This window comes from Flavobacterium collinsii (assembly GCF_902804485.1).
Classification (GTDB): domain Bacteria; phylum Bacteroidota; class Bacteroidia; order Flavobacteriales; family Flavobacteriaceae; genus Flavobacterium; species Flavobacterium collinsii.
Window position 1 is genome coordinate 120,178 of record NZ_CADCST010000071.1, and the last position, 21,013, is coordinate 141,190.

General features: G+C 35.0%; 19 protein-coding genes. 11 read left to right on the plus strand and 8 right to left on the minus strand.

All coding sequences use genetic code 11. The features are described 5' to 3' along the window. Nucleotides 1-61: 61 nt before the first annotated feature. The gene (locus FLA105534_RS07335; protein ID WP_173965377.1) at nucleotides 62-919 is read right to left on the minus strand and encodes an MBL fold metallo-hydrolase; all 858 of its coding nucleotides are present in this window, start codon (nucleotides 917-919) and stop codon (nucleotides 62-64) included. Nucleotides 920-1,257: 338 nt separating this feature from the next. Between FLA105534_RS07335 and FLA105534_RS07340 the strand changes: the two genes are divergently transcribed. The 5 genes from FLA105534_RS07340 (at nucleotide 1,258) to sufD (ending at nucleotide 5,750) form a co-directional block, all read left to right on the plus strand. Further along, nucleotides 1,258-1,587 (plus strand): HesB/IscA family protein, encoded by a 330-nt coding sequence (locus tag FLA105534_RS07340; RefSeq protein WP_055097560.1) that lies wholly within the window; start codon nucleotides 1,258-1,260, stop codon nucleotides 1,585-1,587. A 76-nt stretch (nucleotides 1,588-1,663) separates the two neighbouring features. Beyond that, on the plus strand, nucleotides 1,664-3,112 hold the full coding sequence (gene sufB / locus FLA105534_RS07345) for a Fe-S cluster assembly protein SufB (protein WP_173965378.1): 1,449 nt from the start codon (nucleotides 1,664-1,666) through the stop codon (nucleotides 3,110-3,112). A 7-nt stretch (nucleotides 3,113-3,119) separates the two neighbouring features. Beyond that, nucleotides 3,120-3,608, plus strand: coding sequence for a flavodoxin family protein (locus FLA105534_RS07350; protein ID WP_173965379.1), 489 nt, complete (start codon nucleotides 3,120-3,122; stop codon nucleotides 3,606-3,608). Nucleotides 3,609-3,620: 12 nt separating this feature from the next. Further along, complete coding sequence (sufC, locus tag FLA105534_RS07355; protein WP_017494567.1) at nucleotides 3,621-4,367, plus strand: Fe-S cluster assembly ATPase SufC; 747 nt, start codon at nucleotides 3,621-3,623, stop codon at nucleotides 4,365-4,367. A 66-nt stretch (nucleotides 4,368-4,433) separates the two neighbouring features. After that, nucleotides 4,434-5,750: a Fe-S cluster assembly protein SufD gene (sufD, locus tag FLA105534_RS07360; protein ID WP_173965380.1), complete on the plus strand. Its 1,317-nt coding sequence runs from the start codon at nucleotides 4,434-4,436 to the stop codon at nucleotides 5,748-5,750. Nucleotides 5,751-5,855: 105 nt separating this feature from the next. On the opposite strand, the gene FLA105534_RS07365 is transcribed toward sufD, so the two are convergent. After that, nucleotides 5,856-7,205 (minus strand): serine hydrolase domain-containing protein, encoded by a 1,350-nt coding sequence (locus FLA105534_RS07365; RefSeq protein ID WP_173965381.1) that lies wholly within the window; start codon nucleotides 7,203-7,205, stop codon nucleotides 5,856-5,858. A 219-nt stretch (nucleotides 7,206-7,424) separates the two neighbouring features. Here FLA105534_RS07365 and FLA105534_RS07370 point away from each other — a divergent pair, with 219 nt between their 5' ends. The 6 genes from FLA105534_RS07370 (at nucleotide 7,425) to FLA105534_RS07395 (ending at nucleotide 11,542) form a co-directional block, all read left to right on the plus strand. After that, nucleotides 7,425-8,636: an aminotransferase class V-fold PLP-dependent enzyme gene (locus FLA105534_RS07370; RefSeq protein ID WP_173965382.1), complete on the plus strand. Its 1,212-nt coding sequence runs from the start codon at nucleotides 7,425-7,427 to the stop codon at nucleotides 8,634-8,636. A gap of 79 nt (nucleotides 8,637-8,715) precedes the next feature. Beyond that, complete coding sequence (locus tag FLA105534_RS07375) at nucleotides 8,716-9,069, plus strand: hypothetical protein (protein WP_246253188.1); 354 nt, start codon at nucleotides 8,716-8,718, stop codon at nucleotides 9,067-9,069. A 2-nt stretch (nucleotides 9,070-9,071) separates the two neighbouring features. Next, on the plus strand, nucleotides 9,072-9,497 hold the full coding sequence (locus FLA105534_RS07380; protein ID WP_173965384.1) for a SufE family protein: 426 nt from the start codon (nucleotides 9,072-9,074) through the stop codon (nucleotides 9,495-9,497). A 107-nt stretch (nucleotides 9,498-9,604) separates the two neighbouring features. After that, a complete protein-coding gene (locus FLA105534_RS07385; RefSeq protein ID WP_017494560.1) occupies nucleotides 9,605-9,928 on the plus strand; it encodes an SUF system Fe-S cluster assembly protein in 324 nt (107 codons plus the stop codon). A gap of 73 nt (nucleotides 9,929-10,001) precedes the next feature. Continuing rightward, nucleotides 10,002-10,511 carry a DUF2480 family protein gene (locus tag FLA105534_RS07390; protein ID WP_173965385.1) on the plus strand — a complete coding sequence of 170 codons (510 nt, stop codon included), beginning with the start codon at nucleotides 10,002-10,004 and terminating at the stop codon, nucleotides 10,509-10,511. An 80-nt stretch (nucleotides 10,512-10,591) separates the two neighbouring features. Beyond that, complete coding sequence (locus tag FLA105534_RS07395) at nucleotides 10,592-11,542, plus strand: DUF3078 domain-containing protein (RefSeq protein WP_173965386.1); 951 nt, start codon at nucleotides 10,592-10,594, stop codon at nucleotides 11,540-11,542. Between the two features lie 45 nt (nucleotides 11,543-11,587). Here the strand turns inward: FLA105534_RS07395 and hflX are convergent, their stop codons facing one another. The 6 genes from hflX to FLA105534_RS07425 all read right to left on the minus strand — a co-directional run bounded on the left by hflX (nucleotide 11,588) and on the right by FLA105534_RS07425 (nucleotide 20,997). After that, entirely contained in the window at nucleotides 11,588-12,817 is a 1,230-nt protein-coding gene (gene hflX, locus FLA105534_RS07400; RefSeq protein ID WP_173965387.1) for a GTPase HflX, read from the minus strand. Nucleotides 12,818-12,984: 167 nt separating this feature from the next. Beyond that, a complete protein-coding gene (locus FLA105534_RS07405) occupies nucleotides 12,985-13,854 on the minus strand; it encodes a hypothetical protein (protein WP_173965388.1) in 870 nt (289 codons plus the stop codon). 138 nt (nucleotides 13,855-13,992) lie between these two features. Further along, nucleotides 13,993-15,342, minus strand: a complete 1,350-nt coding sequence (locus tag FLA105534_RS07410) for a DUF5689 domain-containing protein (protein WP_173965389.1) — start codon at nucleotides 15,340-15,342, stop codon at nucleotides 13,993-13,995. Nucleotides 15,343-15,363: 21 nt separating this feature from the next. Next, nucleotides 15,364-18,201: a carboxypeptidase-like regulatory domain-containing protein gene (locus tag FLA105534_RS07415; protein WP_173965390.1), complete on the minus strand. Its 2,838-nt coding sequence runs from the start codon at nucleotides 18,199-18,201 to the stop codon at nucleotides 15,364-15,366. 264 nt (nucleotides 18,202-18,465) lie between these two features. Then, on the minus strand, nucleotides 18,466-19,683 hold the full coding sequence (locus FLA105534_RS07420; protein ID WP_246253189.1) for an MFS transporter: 1,218 nt from the start codon (nucleotides 19,681-19,683) through the stop codon (nucleotides 18,466-18,468). 273 nt (nucleotides 19,684-19,956) lie between these two features. Beyond that, entirely contained in the window at nucleotides 19,957-20,997 is a 1,041-nt protein-coding gene (locus FLA105534_RS07425) for a Gfo/Idh/MocA family oxidoreductase (RefSeq protein ID WP_173965392.1), read from the minus strand. Between the last annotated feature and the right edge of the window lie 16 nt (nucleotides 20,998-21,013).

Consider the following 21,013-nt stretch of genomic DNA (forward strand, 5'->3'; position numbering starts at 1 on the left):
AAACCAAAAAATCCTGTTTTCGACATACTGAAAACAGGATTTTTTATATTTTAAGTTTCTTCTAAAGAATTTCTTCACAAGTAAAGACATCCTTCAATCGAACTCCTTTTTCGGTATGTTCCACCGTTATAATTTGATTGTGAGCATCATGTTCCAAAAACAAATAATGATTGTTGTCTGCAGCAGCATTTAAAAATTTTGATTTCTCCGGCATTGTTAACAAAGGTCGTGTATCATAACCCATTACATAGGGCAACGGGATATGCCCTGCTGTAGCCAGCAAATCGGCACAGAAAACGATCGTTTTATCCTGATACTGAATATGCGGAATCATTTGTTTTTCAGTATGACCATCCACATAATAAATTCCAAAATTCAATTCTTCAGAAAAACCAAAATCACTTTCAGGGCGCTTAATAAAATTCAGCTGTCCGCTTTCCTGCATGGGTAAAATATTCTCTGAAAGAAAAGAAGCTTTTTCACGGGCATTGGGTTTTGTTGCCCATTCCCAGTGATTCTCGTTGCTCCAGTATTTGGCATTTTTAAACGCCGGCTCATATCCTGTTTTGTCTGAATTCCATTGTACGCTCCCACCACAATGGTCAAAATGCAAATGCGTCATAAAAACGTCAGTAATATCATCCCTATGAAAACCATATTTCGCCAAAGATTTATCTATCGAATGTGATCCCCAAAGTGAATAATAGCCGAAAAATTTTTCCGATTGCTTATCTCCCATTCCGGTATCAATCAAAATCAGGCGGTTTCCATCTTCAATAAGCAGGCAACGTGCCGCAATATCAATTAAATTATTCGCATCGGCCGGGTTGGTTTTGTTCCAGATGGTTTTAGGGACAACGCCAAACATGGCGCCTCCATCTAATTTAAAATTTCCGGATTCTATAGGGTAAAGTTTCATGTGGATATATTTCTAATAGGAAAACAAAGCTAGGAAATACAATCACCTTATGCTAAAATTTTCTGTTTAAAAAAATCAAAACCTCATTGTTTAAAAAAAATCCGAACACTTCTTATTCCTTTTTTTCTATCATAAATAATACCTCCCTTCCATAATATAACTAATATCTATTTTAACATTTGTTATAATAATGTGAACCGTTATGGAAAAAGGTTTTTAAGTCGTATCTTTGCGGATAATTTCATTTCAACATTGAAAGACAGCACTTTAAAATGTAATAATTGGATTACTGTTTTGAAAGCAAATTGAAATGAAAGCAAAAACAAATACCATAAACAATGATAAAAGTTTCTGATACAGCAAAAAAGAAAATCATCGACTTGATGAAAGATGATGGTTTTGATGCCGCCAGCGACTACGTAAGAGTAGGCGTAAAAAGTGGTGGATGCTCTGGTTTGTCATATGATTTAAAATTTGATAAAACGAAAGGCGACGACGATAAAATATTTGTAGACAACGACATAACAATCGCAGTTGAAAAAAAATCATTCCTGTATTTAGCCGGAACAATACTTGAATTTTCAGGAGGATTGAACGGAAAAGGATTTGTATTCAATAATCCAAATGCAAGCAGAACTTGTGGATGCGGAGAATCTTTTTCGCTGTAAATTAAAAGAATCTAACAAAAGCAAAAATTTAAACGCTTAAGAAAATCACTTTTTAAGCGTTTTAAAAAACTAAAAAATGTCAAAATACACTGAAGACGATTTAAAAATCGAACTCGAAACTAAAGAATACGAATACGGATTTTATACTGATATTGAATCGGAGACATTTCCTATTGGCTTAAATGAAGACATCGTAAGAGCTATTTCCCTTAAAAAAGAAGAACCTCAGTGGATGACCGATTGGCGCATTGAAGCTTTTCGCGCCTGGAAAGAAATGATTGAACCAGAATGGGCAAATGTTCATTATGCAAAACCAGACTTTCAAGCAATCTCTTATTATTCTGCTCCAAAACAAGTAGATCCAAACAAAACTTTGGATGATGTAGATCCTGAACTTTTAGAAATGTACAAAAAGTTAGGTATCTCTGTCGATGAACAAAAAATGATGAACAATGTCGCTATGGATATTGTAGTCGATTCTGTTTCTGTAGCTACAACCTTCAAAAAGACTCTTGCTGAAAAAGGAATCATTTTTTGCCCAATTTCAGAAGCAATAAAAGAACATCCAGAATTAGTTAAAAAATACTTAGGAACTGTTGTACCTCAAAAAGATAACTTCTACGCAGCATTAAACTCAGCAGTTTTCTCTGACGGAAGTTTCTGTTATATTCCAAAAGGCGTACGTTGCCCAATGGAACTTTCAACTTATTTCAGAATCAATCAGGCAGGAACAGGTCAGTTCGAAAGAACTTTGGTTATTGCTGACGAAGGAAGCTACGTTTCTTACCTGGAAGGCTGTACTGCCCCAAGTCGTGACGAAAACCAATTGCACGCTGCAGTGGTTGAATTAATCGCTTTGGATGACGCTGAAATTAAATATTCTACCGTTCAGAACTGGTTCCCTGGAAACAAAGAAGGAAAAGGTGGAGTTTATAACTTCGTTACCAAAAGAGGTTTGTGCGAAACAAACGCTAAAATTTCATGGACCCAGGTGGAAACAGGTTCTGCTGTGACTTGGAAATATCCTTCTTGCGTACTAAAAGGAGACAACTCGGTTGGAGAATTTTACTCTATTGCCGTTACCAATAATTTCCAGCAAGCTGATACAGGAACTAAAATGATCCATTTAGGGAAAAACACTAAATCGACTATTATTTCCAAAGGTATTTCAGCCGGTAAATCACAAAACAGTTACCGCGGATTAGTTCAGATTAGTCCAAGAGCGGAAAATGCACGTAACTTTTCTCAATGTGATTCTCTTTTAATGGGAAACAATTGCGGGGCGCATACTTTCCCTTATATCGAAAGTAAAAATCCATCAGCCAAAATAGAGCACGAAGCAACTACAAGTAAAATTGGAGAAGATCAGGTTTTTTATTGTAACCAAAGAGGTATCCCAACTGAAAAAGCGATTGCCCTAATTGTAAACGGTTTCAGTAAAGATGTTTTGAACAAGTTACCAATGGAATTTGCTGTTGAAGCTCAAAAATTATTAGAAATTTCTCTAGAAGGATCTGTAGGTTAATCACAAAATGGAAGGTAAGAAAGTAATCATTTTAGGTTCATCCAGAAAAAACGGAAACACAACCCGAATTGCGGATGAAATTTCTAAAGAAACCGGAATAGAGGTAATTGATCTGAGTGATTATAATATTTCCTATTATGATTACGAAAGTAAGAACAGAGAAGATGATTTTTTCCCTTTAATTAAAGGTATCATCGAAAAGTACGACACTTTAATTTTTGCAACGCCCATATATTGGTATAATATGAGTGGAATCATGAAGGTATTCTTTGATCGCTTTTCGGATTTAATCCGAATTGAAAAAGAAACCGGAAGAAAACTCAGAGGAAAGAAAATTGGTGTGATTTCAAATTCACACGACAATGAAATTGAAGATAGTTTTTACATTCCTTTCAAAAAATCAGCCGATTATCTAGGCATGGAATATTTAGGACACGCGCATTTTAATGCCAACATCTTAAACCAAACAACAAAAATAGAATTGACATTTATATAAAATAAAAAAACAATGTTATCAATAAAAAACCTTCACGCCTCAATTGGTGATAAAGAAATCCTTAAAGGAATTAATATAGAAGTTAAAGCTGGCGAAGTACACGCTATCATGGGACCAAATGGTTCTGGAAAAAGTACACTTTCGGCTGTAATTGCCGGAAACGAAAACTACGAAGTTACTGACGGAGAAGTTTTCCTTGACGGAGAAGATCTTGCTGATCTTGCTCCTGAAGAAAGAGCACACAAAGGAGTTTTCCTTTCTTTTCAATACCCTGTAGAAATTCCAGGAGTTAGTGTAACCAACTTCATGAAAACTGCAATCAACGAAACTCGTAAAGCAAACGGTCAGGAAGAAATGCCTGCTAATGAAATGCTAAAAGTAATTCGTGAGAAATCTGAGTTATTAGAAATCGATCGTAAATTTTTATCTCGCTCCCTAAACGAAGGTTTTTCAGGAGGAGAGAAAAAAAGAAATGAGATTTTTCAAATGGCAATGTTAGAGCCAAAATTAGCCATCCTTGACGAAACAGATTCGGGTCTTGATATCGACGCGCTAAGAATTGTGGCTAATGGTGTTAATAAATTGAAAAGCGAGAAAAACGCCATCATCGTAATCACGCACTACCAACGTTTGTTAGATTATATCGTTCCGGATTTCGTTCACGTTCTTTACAATGGAAGAATCGTAAAATCAGGAGGAAAAGAACTAGCCTACGAACTGGAAGAAAAAGGATACGACTGGATTAAAGCAGAAAACTAGTTAACAGTTACAGTTTACAGTTTACAAAAACTCATAACTCATAACTTATAACTTACAACTACGAAAATGGATTTAAAAGAAAAATTAGTATCGTCTTTTATGGCTTTTGAAGAGCGTGTCGATGTACATTCAGATCTGCATGATATTCGCACCAAAGCACTAAAAAACTTTGAAAATAAAGGTTTCCCAACCAAAAAAGAAGAAGCTTGGAAATACACATCGTTAAACGCCATCTTAAAAAATGACTTTACGGTTTTTCCAAAGCAGGAAAATGCAATTGAATTTAATCAGGTAAAAAAATACTTTTTACACGAAATCGACACCTATAAATTGGTCTTTATTGATGGTGTTTTTAGTTCGCATTTATCTTCTACCACACATGATGGAATTGATGTTTGTTTAATGTCTTCGGCATTGACCAAACCTAAATATAAAATGATTATTGATACCTACTTCAATCAGATTGCAAGTAAAGATGAAAGTTTAACTTCGTTGAATACTGCTTTTGCAAGCGAAGGAGCCTTTATCAATATTCCAAAAAAGAAAGTCGCCGACAAACCTATCGAAATCATGTATTTCTCTACAGGTAATGAAGCTGCATTAATGGTTCAGCCAAGAAATTTGATCATTGTGGGCGAAAATTCACATGTACAAATCATCGAACGTCACCAAAGCCTGAACGAAAATCCGGTTTTAACAAATTCTGTTACCGAGATTTTTGCTCAAAAACGTGCGATTGTGGATTATTACAAAATTCAGAACGACAATAGTGAAGCAAATTTAATTGACAACACTTATGTTTCTCAACAACAAGAAAGTCATGCTTATGTACACACTTTCTCATTTGGAGGGAATCTAACGCGTAACAACTTAAACTTTTACCATTTTGGAGAAAGATTAACAAGCACGCTAAACGGAATTTCTATTCTAAACGATAAACAACACGTAGACCATTATACTTTGGTAAATCACGCAACACCAAATTGCGAAAGTTTCCAAGATTATAAAGGGATTTTCTCTGATCGCTCAACTGGAGTTTTCAACGGAAAAGTATTGGTAGAAAAAGAAGCTCAAAAAACAAATGCTTTCCAAAAAAGCAACAACATTTTATTGAGTGACAAAGCAACCATCAATGCCAAACCTCAATTAGAGATTTTTGCTGACGACGTAAAATGTTCTCACGGCTGTACCGTTGGACAATTAGACGAAACCGCAATGTTCTACATGCAGTCTCGTGGAATCCCGAAAAAAGAAGCTAAAGCGTTATTGATGTACGCATTCTCAAATGCGGTAATCGAAAGCATTAAAATACCGGAATTAAAACAAAGAATTACTAAAATCATCGCTACGAAATTATGCGTTAATTTAGGATTTGATTTGTAATAGTGTTTAACCACAAGGAGCGCTAACATTTAAGCAAAGTTCGCAAAGTTTTATTTTAAGCTTTGCGAACTTTGCGCTTTTTACTGGGCGTCTTTGCAGTTATATTTATTTTTTTACTGAAGAAATAACCTCCTTCAGAAATTCATTAAAATCAAAATAATAACCTCCTTCATTCACTCCCATCCTAACAATTACCATATCCAGAGACGGAATAATCGCTACCATTTGTCCCTGATAACCATTACAATAAAACATATCACGAGGCGCATCGGGAAACTTCCCTCCGGCATTTAACCAAAACTGAGCTCCATAACCTCCATTTGAAGTATTCGTTGGAGTTGCGGTATACTTTACCCAGTTTTCCTCTAAGACCTGCTCTCCGTTCCAGTTTCCTTTATGCAAATACAACAATCCAAATTTTGACCAATCTCTCGCTGTCGCCCAGGCATAAGAAGATCCCACAAAAATTCCCGACATATCCTGTTCCACAATCATCGAGTTCATTCCGATTTTATCGATTACGGCACTATACCAAAAATCAAGATATTCCTGCTGCGTTTTAAACTGACTTCTTAAAATTCGCGATAATAAGTTAGTAGTTCCGGAAGAGTAATACCAATGCGAATTAGGTTTATGCTTAGCCGGTTTATCCATTTGTACCTTCCCCATATCCTCAGCCTGAAAAAGCATTTCAGTTGCATCACAAATTTTAGTATAATCCTCCTCCCATTCCAGACCTGAATTCATATGAAGCAAATCATTAATCGTAATAATTTTACGATCGTCATTTTGCCATTCTGCAATTGGAGCAGGTTTATAAATATCTATTTTTCGCTGTTTGGCCAAAACTCCAAAAGCCGAACTTACAATACTTTTAGTCATTGACCAACCCAGAATTTTACTGTCTTTACTAAAACCAGTATCATATTTTTCGCCAATCAATTTGTCTTTATACAAAACTACAACTGCTCGTGTACGTTTTGCTTTTCCACCTTTTTTATCGAAAGAATCATCAATGGCTTTTTTCAATTTTGAATAATTAATATTCGCAAAAGCGGAATCTTTTGGTTCGTTATTCCCATAAGGAAAAGGAAGACTATTGACTAATTTAGTTCTCTTTGGAAGCAGATAAGGCTTCGAAACATCAAAATCATCATTTATCAAAATTGCGCCCAATCCCTCTCTGTAAATCGCCTTTCTTTCTTTTAGACCATAAACCGTAGAAGTAGCAAATTTTCCTGCGTCATTAATAGTGTTCGTGGCTAAAGTAATCATGTTAATATCATTATCGGTTTTTTCGATTAATTCCTTCGAACGATGATCAATAAAATGACCTGATGCTACACTTTTGGCCGAAAAGCCTGAAATCAAATCAAGTTTGGAATAAGTAGTAAAACCAAAATACAAAAACGCAAGAACTAAAACAAAGACAAGTAATTTTAGAATTTTTTTCATATAGCTAAAGATAATTTTAATGCAATATAAATAATTTACAATCAAGATTACACAACTTATTTTAGAAATAAAATTCATAAAACTAAAAAAACCGAACGAATTTTAAAGAATCAATATATAAACCCTCAATTGATGGTACCATAAAAGGAAATTATAGTTTTAATGGATAAACCAATTTTGTTTTAGTACTTTTGTAGGTAGAATTTTTCTAAATAAGACATGTTAGACATCCAAAAAATAAGAGCTGATTTTCCGATACTTTCAGAAAAAGTAAACGGAAAACCTTTAGTATATTTCGACAACGGCGCGACCTCACAAAAACCACAAATTGTGATTGATGCGATCGCAAAGTATTATCAGGAGATCAACGCCAACATTCATCGTGGTGTTCATACTTTAAGTCAATTGGCAACTGATGCTTACGAAATTTCAAGAGTCAAAATCCAACATCATATCAATGCGAAATTTTCGCATGAAGTACTTTTTACTTCAGGAACTACTCACGGAATCAACTTAGTAACCAACGGTTTTGCTTCAATTTTAAAACCAGGAGACGAAGTAATTGTTTCTTCATTAGAACATCACAGTAATATCGTGCCCTGGCAAATGTTATGTGAGAAAACGGGAGCAACACTTAAAGTTATTCCGATGAATGAGGAGGGTGAGCTTATAATGGAAGCTTACGATGCCTTATTGTCTGAAAAGACTAAAGTGGTAACGGTGAATCACATTTCGAACGCATTAGGAATTATTAATCCGATCAAGTATATGATCGAAAAAGCTCATGCTGTTGGTGCGGCTGTTTTGATCGATGGTGCACAGGCTGTTCCTCATTTAAAACCTGACGTTCAGGATTTAGATTGTGATTTTTATGCTTTTTCAGGACATAAGATGTGCGGACCAACCGGAACCGGAATTCTTTACGGAAAAGAAGAATGGTTAAACAAATTACCTCCTTACCAGGGTGGTGGCGAAATGATCAAAGAAGTTACTTTCGAGAAAACAACTTATGCTGATTTGCCTCATAAATTTGAAGCAGGAACTCCTAATATTGCTGGCGGAATTGTTTTAGGAACTGCCGTTGATTATTTGAACCACATTGGTTTTCACAATATTCATCAGCACGAAACACATTTATTAGAGCACGCAACCAAACGTTTATTAGAAATTGAAGGTCTGAAAATTTACGGAACCGGAAATAAAGCCTCTGTAGTTTCGTTTAATATTGATGGCATTCATCCGTACGATATTGGTTCAATTATCGATAAACTGGGAATCGCCGTTAGAACCGGACACCATTGTGCCCAACCAATTATGAACTTTTTCTGCATTCCGGGAACTATTCGCGCCTCTTTTTCTTTTTACAACACCAAAGAAGAAATTGACATAATGGTTGAGGCCATTAAAAAGGCAAAAACGATGTTAAGCTAAAAAAATTATGAGAATATTATCTTTGTTGCTCTTAACGTTTTTTATAGGAACAAGCTGTTCCAGCCAAAAAAAAGCTGATATGAAAGGTACTGAAATTGAATATTCTGCCGTTTCCCGAGGTATTTACAAAGTGATCGTGGTACAGAATAAAATGGTTTCGATTACCAATGGCCGCAATGTTCAGCCCGTTGAAAGCAAAATAGATGATTTAAAATGGAAACAGATTGTAGCTCAATTTTCGAAAATCAATCTCAAAACTATTCCCGACTTAAAAGGCCAAACACAAAAACGTTTTCATGATGGAGCTGCTCTGGGAAATTTAAAAGTCACTCAGAATCAGAAAATATATGAAACTCAGGGTTTCGACGATGGATACCCTCCAAAAGAGATAGAAAATTTGGTAAATTTGCTACTGGATTTTACGAAAAAATAATTATGACGATAAAAGAAATACAAAACGAAATAATCGACGAATTTTCGATGTTTGATGACTGGATGCAACGTTACGAGTACATCATCGAATTAGGAAAAAGTCTTCCGTTAATCAAAGAAGAATATAAAACCGACGACAATTTAATCAAAGGATGTCAGTCTAAAGTTTGGCTGCAAGGAGAACAGAAAGAAGATAATATTGTCTTTACTGCCGATAGTGATGCCATTTTAACTAAAGGAATTATCGCGATTTTAATTCGTACATTCTCCAATCAAAAAGCATCCGATATTTTAAGCGCCGATGTTGATTTTATTGACGAAATTGGTCTAAAAGAACATTTATCTGCAACACGTGCGAATGGCTTGGTATCGATGATTAAAAACATCAAAATGTACGCATTGGCTTTTGACGCAAAAAATAAAAATTAAAAAAATTACCCCTTAAGCCATTAAGTTTCATAAAGCGTCAGCCTTAATTTCTCTTAATATCTTAATGGTAAAAAATAAAAACACTTAGTGTTCAAAAAACAAAAACAATGGAACAAGAAATAGACACAAACGAATTAGGAGAATCAATCGTAAAAGTTTTAAAAGGCATTTATGATCCGGAAATTCCTGTAGACATATATGAGTTAGGATTAATTTACGATGTAATGGTCAATACTGATTACGAAGTAAAAATCTTAATGACCCTAACTTCTCCAAACTGTCCTGTTGCAGAAAGCTTACCAAGAGAAGTGGAAGAAAAAGTAAAAACAATTGAAAACATAAAGGATGTTGATGTTGAAATTACTTTCGATCCGCCATGGAGTAAAGATTTAATGAGCGAAGAAGCAAAATTAGAATTAGGAATGCTTTAAAAAGGCATACAGTTTACAGTCACAGTCACAGTTAAATCCTGTGACTGTGACTGTAATTGATAACTAAATAAAAATGGAAGAAATCATCAATAAAGTTGCCAATAGTGCTTTGGAGGTATTTGATCTTGAAGATTATTACCCAAAAGGAGCGCGTGTGCAAATCGATATATCACAATGGCTTTTAGAAGGTTTTTTATTAAAAGAAAAAGATTTTAGAGAGCATTTAAAAAATCACGATTGGTCGCAATACCAGGATCAATATGTGGCTATAAACTGTAGCACAGATGCAATTGTTCCGGCATGGTCTTCTATTCTTGTTGCTATACAATTGGCTCCTTTTTCCAAAAAAGTAGTCAATGGAACTCTAGAGGATCTGGAAGCGAGTTTATACGAAGAGATACTGAGCAAGCTTGATTACTCTGCTTACAAAAACAAACCTGTCATTGTAAAAGGATGTTCCCGAAAACCTGTTCCAACCCGTGCTTACATTTTGGCTGCAACTTATTTACAGCCTTTTGCAAGAAGTATTATGTATGGCGAGGCTTGTTCGGCGGTGCCATTATACAAAGAATCAAAGAAATAACATTCCTTACCGCTACATCCCATAAGTCTTTTTTAACGATTATTTAGTATATTTGTTCTTACACATTTAAACCAGATATCATGAAAAAGCTAGCGTTATTACTCCTTATTTTAGCGAACTTAACTTTTGTTCAAGCCCAAAATTCTGAAAAAGAACTTATTCAAAATACTGAAAAAGCGGTTAAAAAAATAAATGACACAATAGAAGATGAAGGATGGAAAGCTAAAGGAACTGTCTCTCTTTTACTAAATCAATCAAGCTTTAACAATTGGATTGCAGGAGGTGAAGACAGCTTTTCCGGAACATTAGGTATCAACTATGATTTCAATTACAAAAAAGAAGATCTTACCTGGGACAATAAAATCCTGGCTTCTTACGGTATTTTACAAACTAAGAATACAGATTTTGGAAAAAAGACAGATGACCGTCTTGAATTCAATTCAATTGTAGGTAAAAGAGCTTTTGGAGAATGGTATTATTCTTATTTCCTGAATTTTAGAACCCAGTTTACTACTGGTTACGTTTATGGGAAAGATGCAAACGGAAAGGAAATTAGAACCGAAAACACCAAATTCATGTCTCCTGGTTATCTGACTACCGGCCCTGGTATTTATTGGTCAAAAGATGAAAATCTTAAAGTAAACTTTGCCCCTTTAACTTCAAAATTCACTTTTGTAGACAACGCTTACACTTCAGGAATTGATCAGACAACCGGTTTACCCTATGTCGATGGCGCCTATTTTGGTGTAGATGCGAATAAAAGTATGCGTTACGAATTAGGTTTCTATGCTTCAGTTTATTATAAACTGGCCATCATGACTAATGTAACTGCAGAAAATACTTTGAACCTGTACTCTAATTATTTAGAAGATCCTCAAAATGTAGACATCAATTACTCCTTGAACATCATCATGAAAGTAAACAAATTTTTATCTGCCAATTTATCCTTTCAGGCCATTTATGACGACAATGCTTTTAAAGGTTTTCAAACCAGAGAAGTTTTCGGCTTAGGGGTTAATTTCGGTTTCTAATAAAAAAACAAAAACGGCTTTTGAATTACTCAAAAGCCGTTTTTTTTATTCTTCTTCTTTTTCGATTGCATCTTTATAATCCGGATACAAAAACTTATTATATGGGAATCTCGTGATATGAATCTGACGAACTGCTTCGTAAACTATTTCTCTGAATTCCTCAAAATTCTCTTTTTGTGTTGCCGAGATAAACAAGGCATTATTTTCTCCAACATTACTCATCCAGGTTTGCTTCCATTCTTCAAGTGTGTAATGTCTTCTGGTTCTTTCGGTAATCAAATCATCTTCATCGATCGTTAAATGTTTGTAGGCATCAATTTTATTAAAAACCATGATCGTTGGTTTATCATTACTCTTGATCTCTAGCAAAGTCTGATTTACCGATTCGATATGATCCTCAAAATCAGGATGTGAAATATCTACAACATGTAATAATAAATCGGCTTCACGAACCTCATCCAAAGTACTTTTGAAAGAGTCAACCAATTGTGTTGGTAATTTTCTAATAAAACCTACCGTATCCGACAATAAGAATGGTAGATTTTTAATAACTACTTTTCGAACGGTAGTATCTAAAGTTGCGAATAATTTATTTTCAACAAAAACATCACTTTTACCAATTGCATTCATGAGCGTCGATTTTCCAACATTGGTATATCCTACCAGTGCCACACGCACCATCGCACCGCGATTACTGCGCTGGATACTCATTTGTTTATCGATTGTTTTGATTTTGTCTTTTAACAACGAAATTCGGTCACGAACAATACGCCTGTCAGTTTCGATCTCGGTTTCTCCCGGACCACGCATACCAATACCACCTTTCTGACGCTCAAGGTGTGTCCACAACCCCGAAAGTCTTGGTAATAAATATTGACATTGCGCCAATTCAACTTGCGTCCTTGCATAAGAGGTCTCAGCTCTTTGGGCAAAAATATCAAGAATTAAATTCGTACGATCTAAGATTTTACAATCTATAATTCTGGAAATATTCTTTTGTTGTGATGGTGATAATTCATCATCAAAAATTAAAGTCGATATGTCGTTTTCTTTTACAAAAAGATTGATTTCATCTATTTTTCCTGTCCCTACAAAAGTTTTAGGATTTGGACGTTCCACTTTTTGCGAAAAGCGCTTAATCACTTCACCTCCTGCGGTAAAAGTCAAAAACTCTAATTCGTCCAGATATTCGTTAAGTTTTTCTTCACTTTGATTTTGAGTTATAATACCTACAATGGCAGTTCTCTCAAAATTTATAACTTCTTTTTCTAACATAGCTTTGAATAAGGTGCAAATTTAATGATTTGTAAGGTACTAACGCTTATAGAATTTCTTTTTTAAGTTCTATTTGGGAAATTACCCTATCTTTAAAAAACTCCAAATCCCAAACTTCAATAAACAATTGGAATTTGGGATTTGGAATTTCAGTTTTAAAATTTACGTTACTCGTATATAAAAGTCTTCTCTGTTTTTACAATTCCGTTTTCCTCCACCTGAGAACAAGAAATCGGGAAATTCAGTTTGTTGTATTTATATTTTCTGCTCACTCCAACCAAAACAGTAGAAGAAGGGCTAAAAACAATTTCATTATTAGGAGAGATTGATTCAAAACTAAATTCTTCTTCATGATAGGAGATCATTGGTACAATTACTTTATAATTGTTTCCAAACAAATTTTTAACAATCAGAAGATCAACAGAATTTTTATCATCAAAAATATAGTTTTTTGAAATTTTATCTCCTACCAGACCTTTATGCGTTATAACATTATCATTGAAATAAACATATTCGATTTTACCAATTATAGCTTTATTTCTGTCACGTGAAGTGCGTCTCACGATGATCCCGTTTTCAACAATATATTCAATATCATCAACTAAATTCTGATGATTAGTACTCTTTTTTGTAGTTACTTTTACTCTCGCGCCTTCGTAGCCGAAAGTTACGACTTTGGTAATGTAATCATTCCCTTCCTGGTATTTTTTTACAAACTTTGTAATGTTATTGTCTGCGCCATAGGTGTAATTCACAACTTCTTTCCAATCGCTGCCAACCTTATCTTTTACTGTCATATCCAATAATCCTTTGGTGTTGTAAAAGAAATGCTGAATAACATCTGAAGTAGTAATGGTTTGTATTTTTCCGTCTTTAAAAACAATTGTTTTATTTACAATTTCACCATCTTTAGTGTTTTGGTAATTTGTTTTTACAATATTGATTTGTTTGAGTCTTACAGGTGCCGTATCCTGATTCTGACTTTGCATTAAGCATGGAAAAACCATCATTATGATGGCAATAAAGTAGATTTTCATAGTGGTATTTGTATTGATTTGGGTTGACCAAAATACAAAATTCCATTAAATTTTAACAGTTTAAATCTGAAAAACAATACACTATCCAATTAGCTCCTAAAAATCAACATCTTAACTGCATCAAGAGACAAAACACCTTTACTTTTCGGCGAAAATCCTAACGTCGTCAACCATAAAAGCTCCATTTAATGTTTTATCTTTACCGGAACCCGTATATTTAAATGCAATATGAATGTTTCCTGAAAATGCAGATAAATCAACTGCTCCGGAACTTATAAACGTTCGTGCAGGTGTTGACAAAGAAGGAAATTTTGCTGCTAATTTTGTCCACTTCGCTTTAGTTACATTCGAGCCGTCAAAATTAGTTGAAACGTAGACTTCCAGAATATTTAATGGTGAATCAATCTTTAAATCATGCTGTGCACTTCTAAATGATAGAGTTGAATTTTTATACCCACTCAGATTGATTTTTGGAGTGACCAACCAAGCGATGTTTACAGCAGCTGTTGTGCTTGTAGTATTAAATTCTGCATAACCATTTCCGGCATACAACATGCTTTTCCATAATTTTGAAGCTTTTTCCACAATATTGCTCCAACCTGGCAGAGTAAAATTTACATTGTTTTTTACCGATTGAAAATCTTCTGCAAAAAACGGAACATTTCTTTTCCCTTTCATCTCCAGATCTTTTTCTGATCGGACCATTAGTTGATAATCTGATCCAAATTTTGTCAAAATACCCCTCACTTTGCCACTCCCTTCCGGTACAAAATTAGCGGCAAAACCAGCGTAACTACTTGTTCTGAAAATAATCTGATTGCCGCTTTTATCCCTAAGGTTCCAATTTGTCGAACCACCTATATTGTTCGATTCTTCAAAATATCGACGCCCAATCGCTTCCTCGGTAAACTGAACTTCTTTTAGCTCTATCAGGGTATTAAGTCTCTCATCGCTTAATGCCTCTTCAACTGAAATTACTTTTACCAATCGACTTTCATCAATTACGGTACATGAAGCATTCAGAACATTTTTATAATCAGTTTGAGAAACTCTGCCAATCGTTGGATCTCCCGAATTGCTCACATATAAACTCCCAATACGCAAACCACCGAAGTACAAATCTGTAAACTGATTTTTCAATTTAATATATACTTTACTTCCTACACGAAAGTCAATATAAGTATTAGAAACATCAACCGGAACATTAAATCCTATTGCCGGTACTTTTTCTGTTGGTATAGTTTGCAGAAAAAGGGTCTTGAAAAAATTTCCTCCTTCATCACTTGATACCACATAGGCCTCCATGACATCATCATACCCATATTGTTTCGGAACAGGCCCCGAAACAGCCTTAACCCTTTGAACCTTCTGATTTACGACTAAATTGGGCTGTGTACATTCCAATTTTGGAATTTCGATTTCATTATTACAACTATAAATAAGAACCAATAATAAGGCATAACCGAAAATTGAAAAACTATCTTTCATTTCAAATTAATTTTAAATTTTTTATAAACTCATTGTAAGGTTTACGAAATAAGTTCTTCCATATCCATAATAATATTTAGAACCAAATGATGGCGTTCCACTGGACACATCCTGATTAAGGGCCCTAAAATTAGCATTCCGAGCCTGTTGAAAACCACCCGTTTTGTAGCTAACATCCAGAACATTATTGATACTCCAAAAAAGCCCAATATATCTATGGAATATGCGCCAGGATTTCCCACCTGTAATGTTTAATAATGAAATTGGATCGAATTTTTCCTGTTTCAGTAAAGCTGCCGTCCGTTCTTCAGTTGCTTCCGGAAATGCAAGACCATTTACCGAATTTTTATAAAACCGATTTGTTCTTGCGATTGGCGAAACATCAATGTAGCTCTCAGACAAATAATTAATATTTGCTCCCAGCCACCAATATTTAGGATCTCTGTATTCTAATCCAACCGAAAAAGCTTGTTGTGGCATACCCGGTTGTTTGTAGTTTTTAAGGTATGATTCTCCAAAATCAAAAGTAGATCGAGCGTTGTCTTTCCCTACATTAGCATCATTCGTTATTGTTACATTGGGATTACTGCTATAAATATAGTTTCCATATGCTGTAGCTAAGACGGTTTTTAATGTTGATGAGATTTGATATTCCATACTAAATTCCAGTCCGATATTTTTCTTATCCAAGTGTGTTAAAGTCTGACTCACAAAAGCATCGGTATTGTTATAACTTGCACCTTTATCTAAAATTCCTTCCGCATAGAAAAAAGAGGTTCGGGTCACGTTTTTGATCAGCGAATAATAGACTGTTGAACGAATCTTAAAGTTAGGGGAACGAAAAACATGGTTTCCTTCGACACTGCTGATGTTTTCATTTTCGATTCCATCGACAACTGAGTTATTCAATCGGGAATTTGAAAACGTATTTCTTAGAGATGGCGCTCTGGTAAGATACATTCCGTTGAAAAACAACCATTGTTTTCCTGAAATTTTATATGTTAAACCACCTTTAAAACCAAAATTTTCAAACTTCACATCTTTACTTTTTCCAAGAGAAGAGGCTGGATAAATTCCGTTTTGATACAATCCTTCTCTCTGATAATTGGAAACTGAATAGGACTGACCTAAATAAAAATCTGTCTTTTTGTAATTAAATTTAAACTGAGTGAAAACATCAATTGTTGTTGCTAAAAAATTGTAATTGTAACCATAAGTATCTCCTTCTTTTACCTGACGATTGGGGTTTTGCAAATCTGACTGCGCTTGGTTTCCTTTATAAAATGCATCAATATCTTCGAAATATTGTCCTCCCAGCAAGTCTAAAAGATATTGAAAATGATGTGATTTTAAACTCCTAAAAGTAATTCCTCCATCAAAAGCACTGTTCTCTGTTATTTGTATGTTTAAATTTGAGTTTACGGCAAAGGTTTTATCGTCTGTTCGGTCTTCATATAAAACATAATGACTTTGAGCAGACTCATATCCATTAATTATTCCATCCGAATTCAATATTGGTTTCTGGTTCGCACGATACAGCTGATTCCAATCGATCTGTCGGTTTTCAAGAAACTTTGTTTTTGCTCGTTCGGCATTTATATAATCGGGGGTGAAATCTCCTGAAAACTCCCCTTTGTCTTTTCCATAAATTGAGGTGTAATAACTCGGTAGCTTCTGATAATATACAGGGTCCGGACTGGCTGCATTTTGATAATCTATTGTACTGTTTCCTACCTGGCCAAATTGATACATTACACTCGAATTCAAATTTGTTTTTTCGTTTATTTTGTAATAATGATTTAGCATCAATAAGGGTTCTTCGACTCTTTTGACCCTCGCATTTCGTTTTTCTCCACTTTGAAATCCCCAATAAGAATTGTATTTTTCATTCGTTAGTTGAGTAACCTCGGCTGTATTTGCTGAATTTTTCCCTCTCGAATTTGGTGTATAAAATCCCGTAAAATTCAACGACTGTTTGTCATTCAGTTTTTTTTCAACACTCACGAAAAAAGACTCTGCCGCAAAATTTGTTCCTTCAAAATAACCTTCATTTGACCAACGCTTCCCTGCCGAAAGAACATAAGCCCAACCGGAAGCATTCATTCCTGAAGCATAAGTTGCGATGGTCCGCCAGTTGAAGGTTGTATTGCTCCCTGAAAACGAAAGCTGACTACTTTTCCTGTAGGTTGAAGCACGTGTAGTTATTTGTTGTGTCCCTAAAATCCCTCCGAAAGTATAATTTGAAGCGGCTGCACCAATTGAAAACTCCTGATTTCGCAGTACATTGTTCAGACCTCCCCAATTACTCCATTGTGGTCTTCCGTCGTAAATTTTATTCATAACCATGCCATTAAGCATCATTGTTCCGTTTTCGCTGTCTAAACCCCGAATCCTAAATCGAGCCTGTCCCCAATTGAAGGCGGAAGCCTGCATAAAAACATCTCTTGAAGATTGTAAAAGACCTGAAGTCATTTCAGATGAACTATTATCCTCCGAAAGATCGCTGTCTAATAATGTGATTAACGCTGCCGGTGTCTCATCAGAAAAATTATCTTCTAACGATATCATGCCCAGATCTACCTTTTGACCTGGATTAGATTGTATCTTTAAAAGAAGATCTTTATAGCCCTGACTGTGTATCCATAATAACTGCTCTCCCTTTATCACAGTATGCAATTCAAATTTTCCCTTTACATTGGTTAATTGTGTTGCCGAAGAATTCTGTATGTTTACGACAACATTCACCAGAGGATTTTGAGTTTTTGCATCGACCACAGTTCCTGAAAAAGCAGTCTGTTCTTGTGCAAATAAAAGACCAATAGGCAATAAAACAAATAGTAAGACACATTTTTTTGTCATGAAAACCCCAATTTACTTTTAATAATTTAGTTTTTGAATTGAATTGGTTTTGGTAACAAAACATTCAATCGCTTACATCAAAAGATAAAATTGGTTTTTGGAAGGGATTGCAAAAATAACAAGTTAAAACTTACTATTTAGGTTCGAGCTTCAAATATAAACAAAAAACAATATGAAAATATTTTCCTGTTAAATAATTTAATTAAAAAAATGCTATGCTTACGGTAATTATTTCTACCCTTAAAAAATTTGTGTTTGTTTAAACTAAGAGGTTACTCTGATTTTAGAAACCATAAAGGCTATCAAAACTCCGAAAATTCCAATAAAAGCAAAGGAAAACTGGAGTCCGAAAGTTTCAGCAATATGTCCGATAACCGGTGGTCCCATTAAAAACCCCAAAAAACTTACACTCGAAACAATGGTTAAGGCTTCTCCGGGTGGAACTGTCGGATTTTTTCCTGCCATACTATAAACTGTAGGAACTATGGTCGCAACTCCTAGACCAACGGCCATAAAAGCAATAGTACAAGGTATAAGATAAGGAAGAAAAACGGCTGTAAAAAGTCCGGCTGAAATCATGACCCCGCTAATTTGCATCACACGTTCACGTCCGAATTTATTGATCAGTCCATCTCCTAAAAATCGTCCGCTTGCCATCATAATCATGAAAGAAGTGTATCCTAAAATTACTAATGGTCCCGGTGCTTTTACAACATCTTTAAAATATACTCCGCTCCAGTCAAACATAACGCCTTCGCTTGCCATACTACAAAATCCAATTACGCCAAGCCAGATTAAAGCACTGTCCGGTTTTACAAACAATTTTTTCTTCTCCTCTTTGACTTTGATCTTTTCTTTGGCCTTGATTAAAAATTTAAAGTTAAAAGCGATCATCAATAATACAATTCCTGCCACTATCATAAAGTGATGAAGAGGGCTTAATTTTAAAGCTAGCATTCCTAAGCCTACTAAAGCTCCGGTAAATCCGGCAAAGCTCCACATTCCGTGAAAAGAGGACATTATTGTTTTTCTAAAAAGTACCTCAGTATAAACTCCTTGCGTGTTAACTGCAATATTAGCCAGGTTTCCAAACAATCCAAAAAGGAATAACCCCAATGACAATTGTAAGGCTGTTGTAGCCAAACCTAAATTGGCCAGACATAAAACATACATGATTAAAGAAAAGATTAAAATTCGATGGCTCCCGAATTTTGTAACCATCTTACCCGAAAATGGCATAATAAGCAATTGCCCCATCGGCAAAGCAAAAAGAATAGATCCCAGATCTCCTTCGGTTAAATGTAATGCCGTTTTGATATCCGGAATCCTGCTTGCCCAGGTCGCGAAACTCAAACCCATTCCAAAATAAAACATCCCAACAGCAAAACGAATTCTGTTTAAATAAGAGATTTTAGCTTCTCTATAAACTTTCTTAATTTTTCCTTTGGTTTGGAATAGTGCTAGTGGATTGAAATTGATCAAAATGATGCGTTTAGGATTTAACACCATAAAAGTACTAAAAAGCTCCTTTGCAGAAGGCAAAACCTACCAGTTCCTGCTATTTACAACGTTGTATGTTTATAATTTTTTTTCCAGGGGCAAAGGTTCAAAGAGGCAAAGGGACAAAGGTTTTCCCTAGGACACATTGCAATACTTAATACAGCTATACCAAATTATGCTGTTTTTTTGCCATAGACTTCAAGAATTAAAAGAATCTTGCAATCCTTTTAATTCTTGAAGTCTATGGCAAATTTTCTATAAATTAATTACTTTTTGCTGTGTATGACTTGCAATTGCTGCTTCGATAATCTGCATTACTTTTACTCCGTCCTGCGCAGTAACTGGTTCTTTTTTATCCTTTACAATAGCATCATAAACTCCATCAAAAAAGGAAAAATAATTCCCCTGAAGCGTTGGGATTTTTTCCCTAATTTGTTTTCCGTCAATTTCGGTATGCAAAAGCCCTTGTAAAGTTTCTGATTCTGTTCCCCAGGATTCAAGATTTGGTTTTTTACCTAATTTTAAATCATCTTCCTGAACATCACCACGAGGCTTTAAAAAAGATCCTTTTTTGCCCTGAAGCACATAAGCGGGATTGGCTTCTCTCACAAAGAAACTGGCTTTTAAACGAACTCTGAAATTTTCATAAATCAGCAATAAATCAATCCAATCGTCAACCAACGTATTCGCTCTGGTAAAACGAATGTCTCCGAAAACCGATTTTGGAGAACCAAACAAACAAACGGCCTGATCAATTAAATGTGGCCCCAGATCTTTCAAAATTCCAGCCCCGTCATTTATCGTTTCTTTATGTGCTTTAGGGCTCAATGAAGGATTGTATCTATCAAAATGAAATTCGGCTTCAACCAAATCTCCTAAAACACCATCGCTAATTACTTTTTGGACGGTTTTGAAATCACTATCCCATCTTCTGTTTTGAAAAACGGCTAATTTCAATCCTTTTTCCTTTGCAATCGTAGCTAATTCCTGAGCTTCAGCTACTGTCGTGGTAAAAGCTTTTTCGACTACTGCATGTTTTCCACTCAAAAGTACTTTTTTGGCATACTCATAATGCGTTCCAACCGGTGTGTTTACAATGACTAAATCGACATCATCTGCCAACAAATCTTCAATTGATGAATAACTTTTTACAGCCGGATAATCTTCCTGAATGAGTTTTTTACTTCTTTCCCAGGAACCTAATAATTCAAATCCTTCATGTATATTTAAAAATGGAGCGTGAAATACCTTCCCCGACATTCCGTATGATAGTAATGCTGTTCTAATCTTTTGCATTGGGTTTGTTTTAATT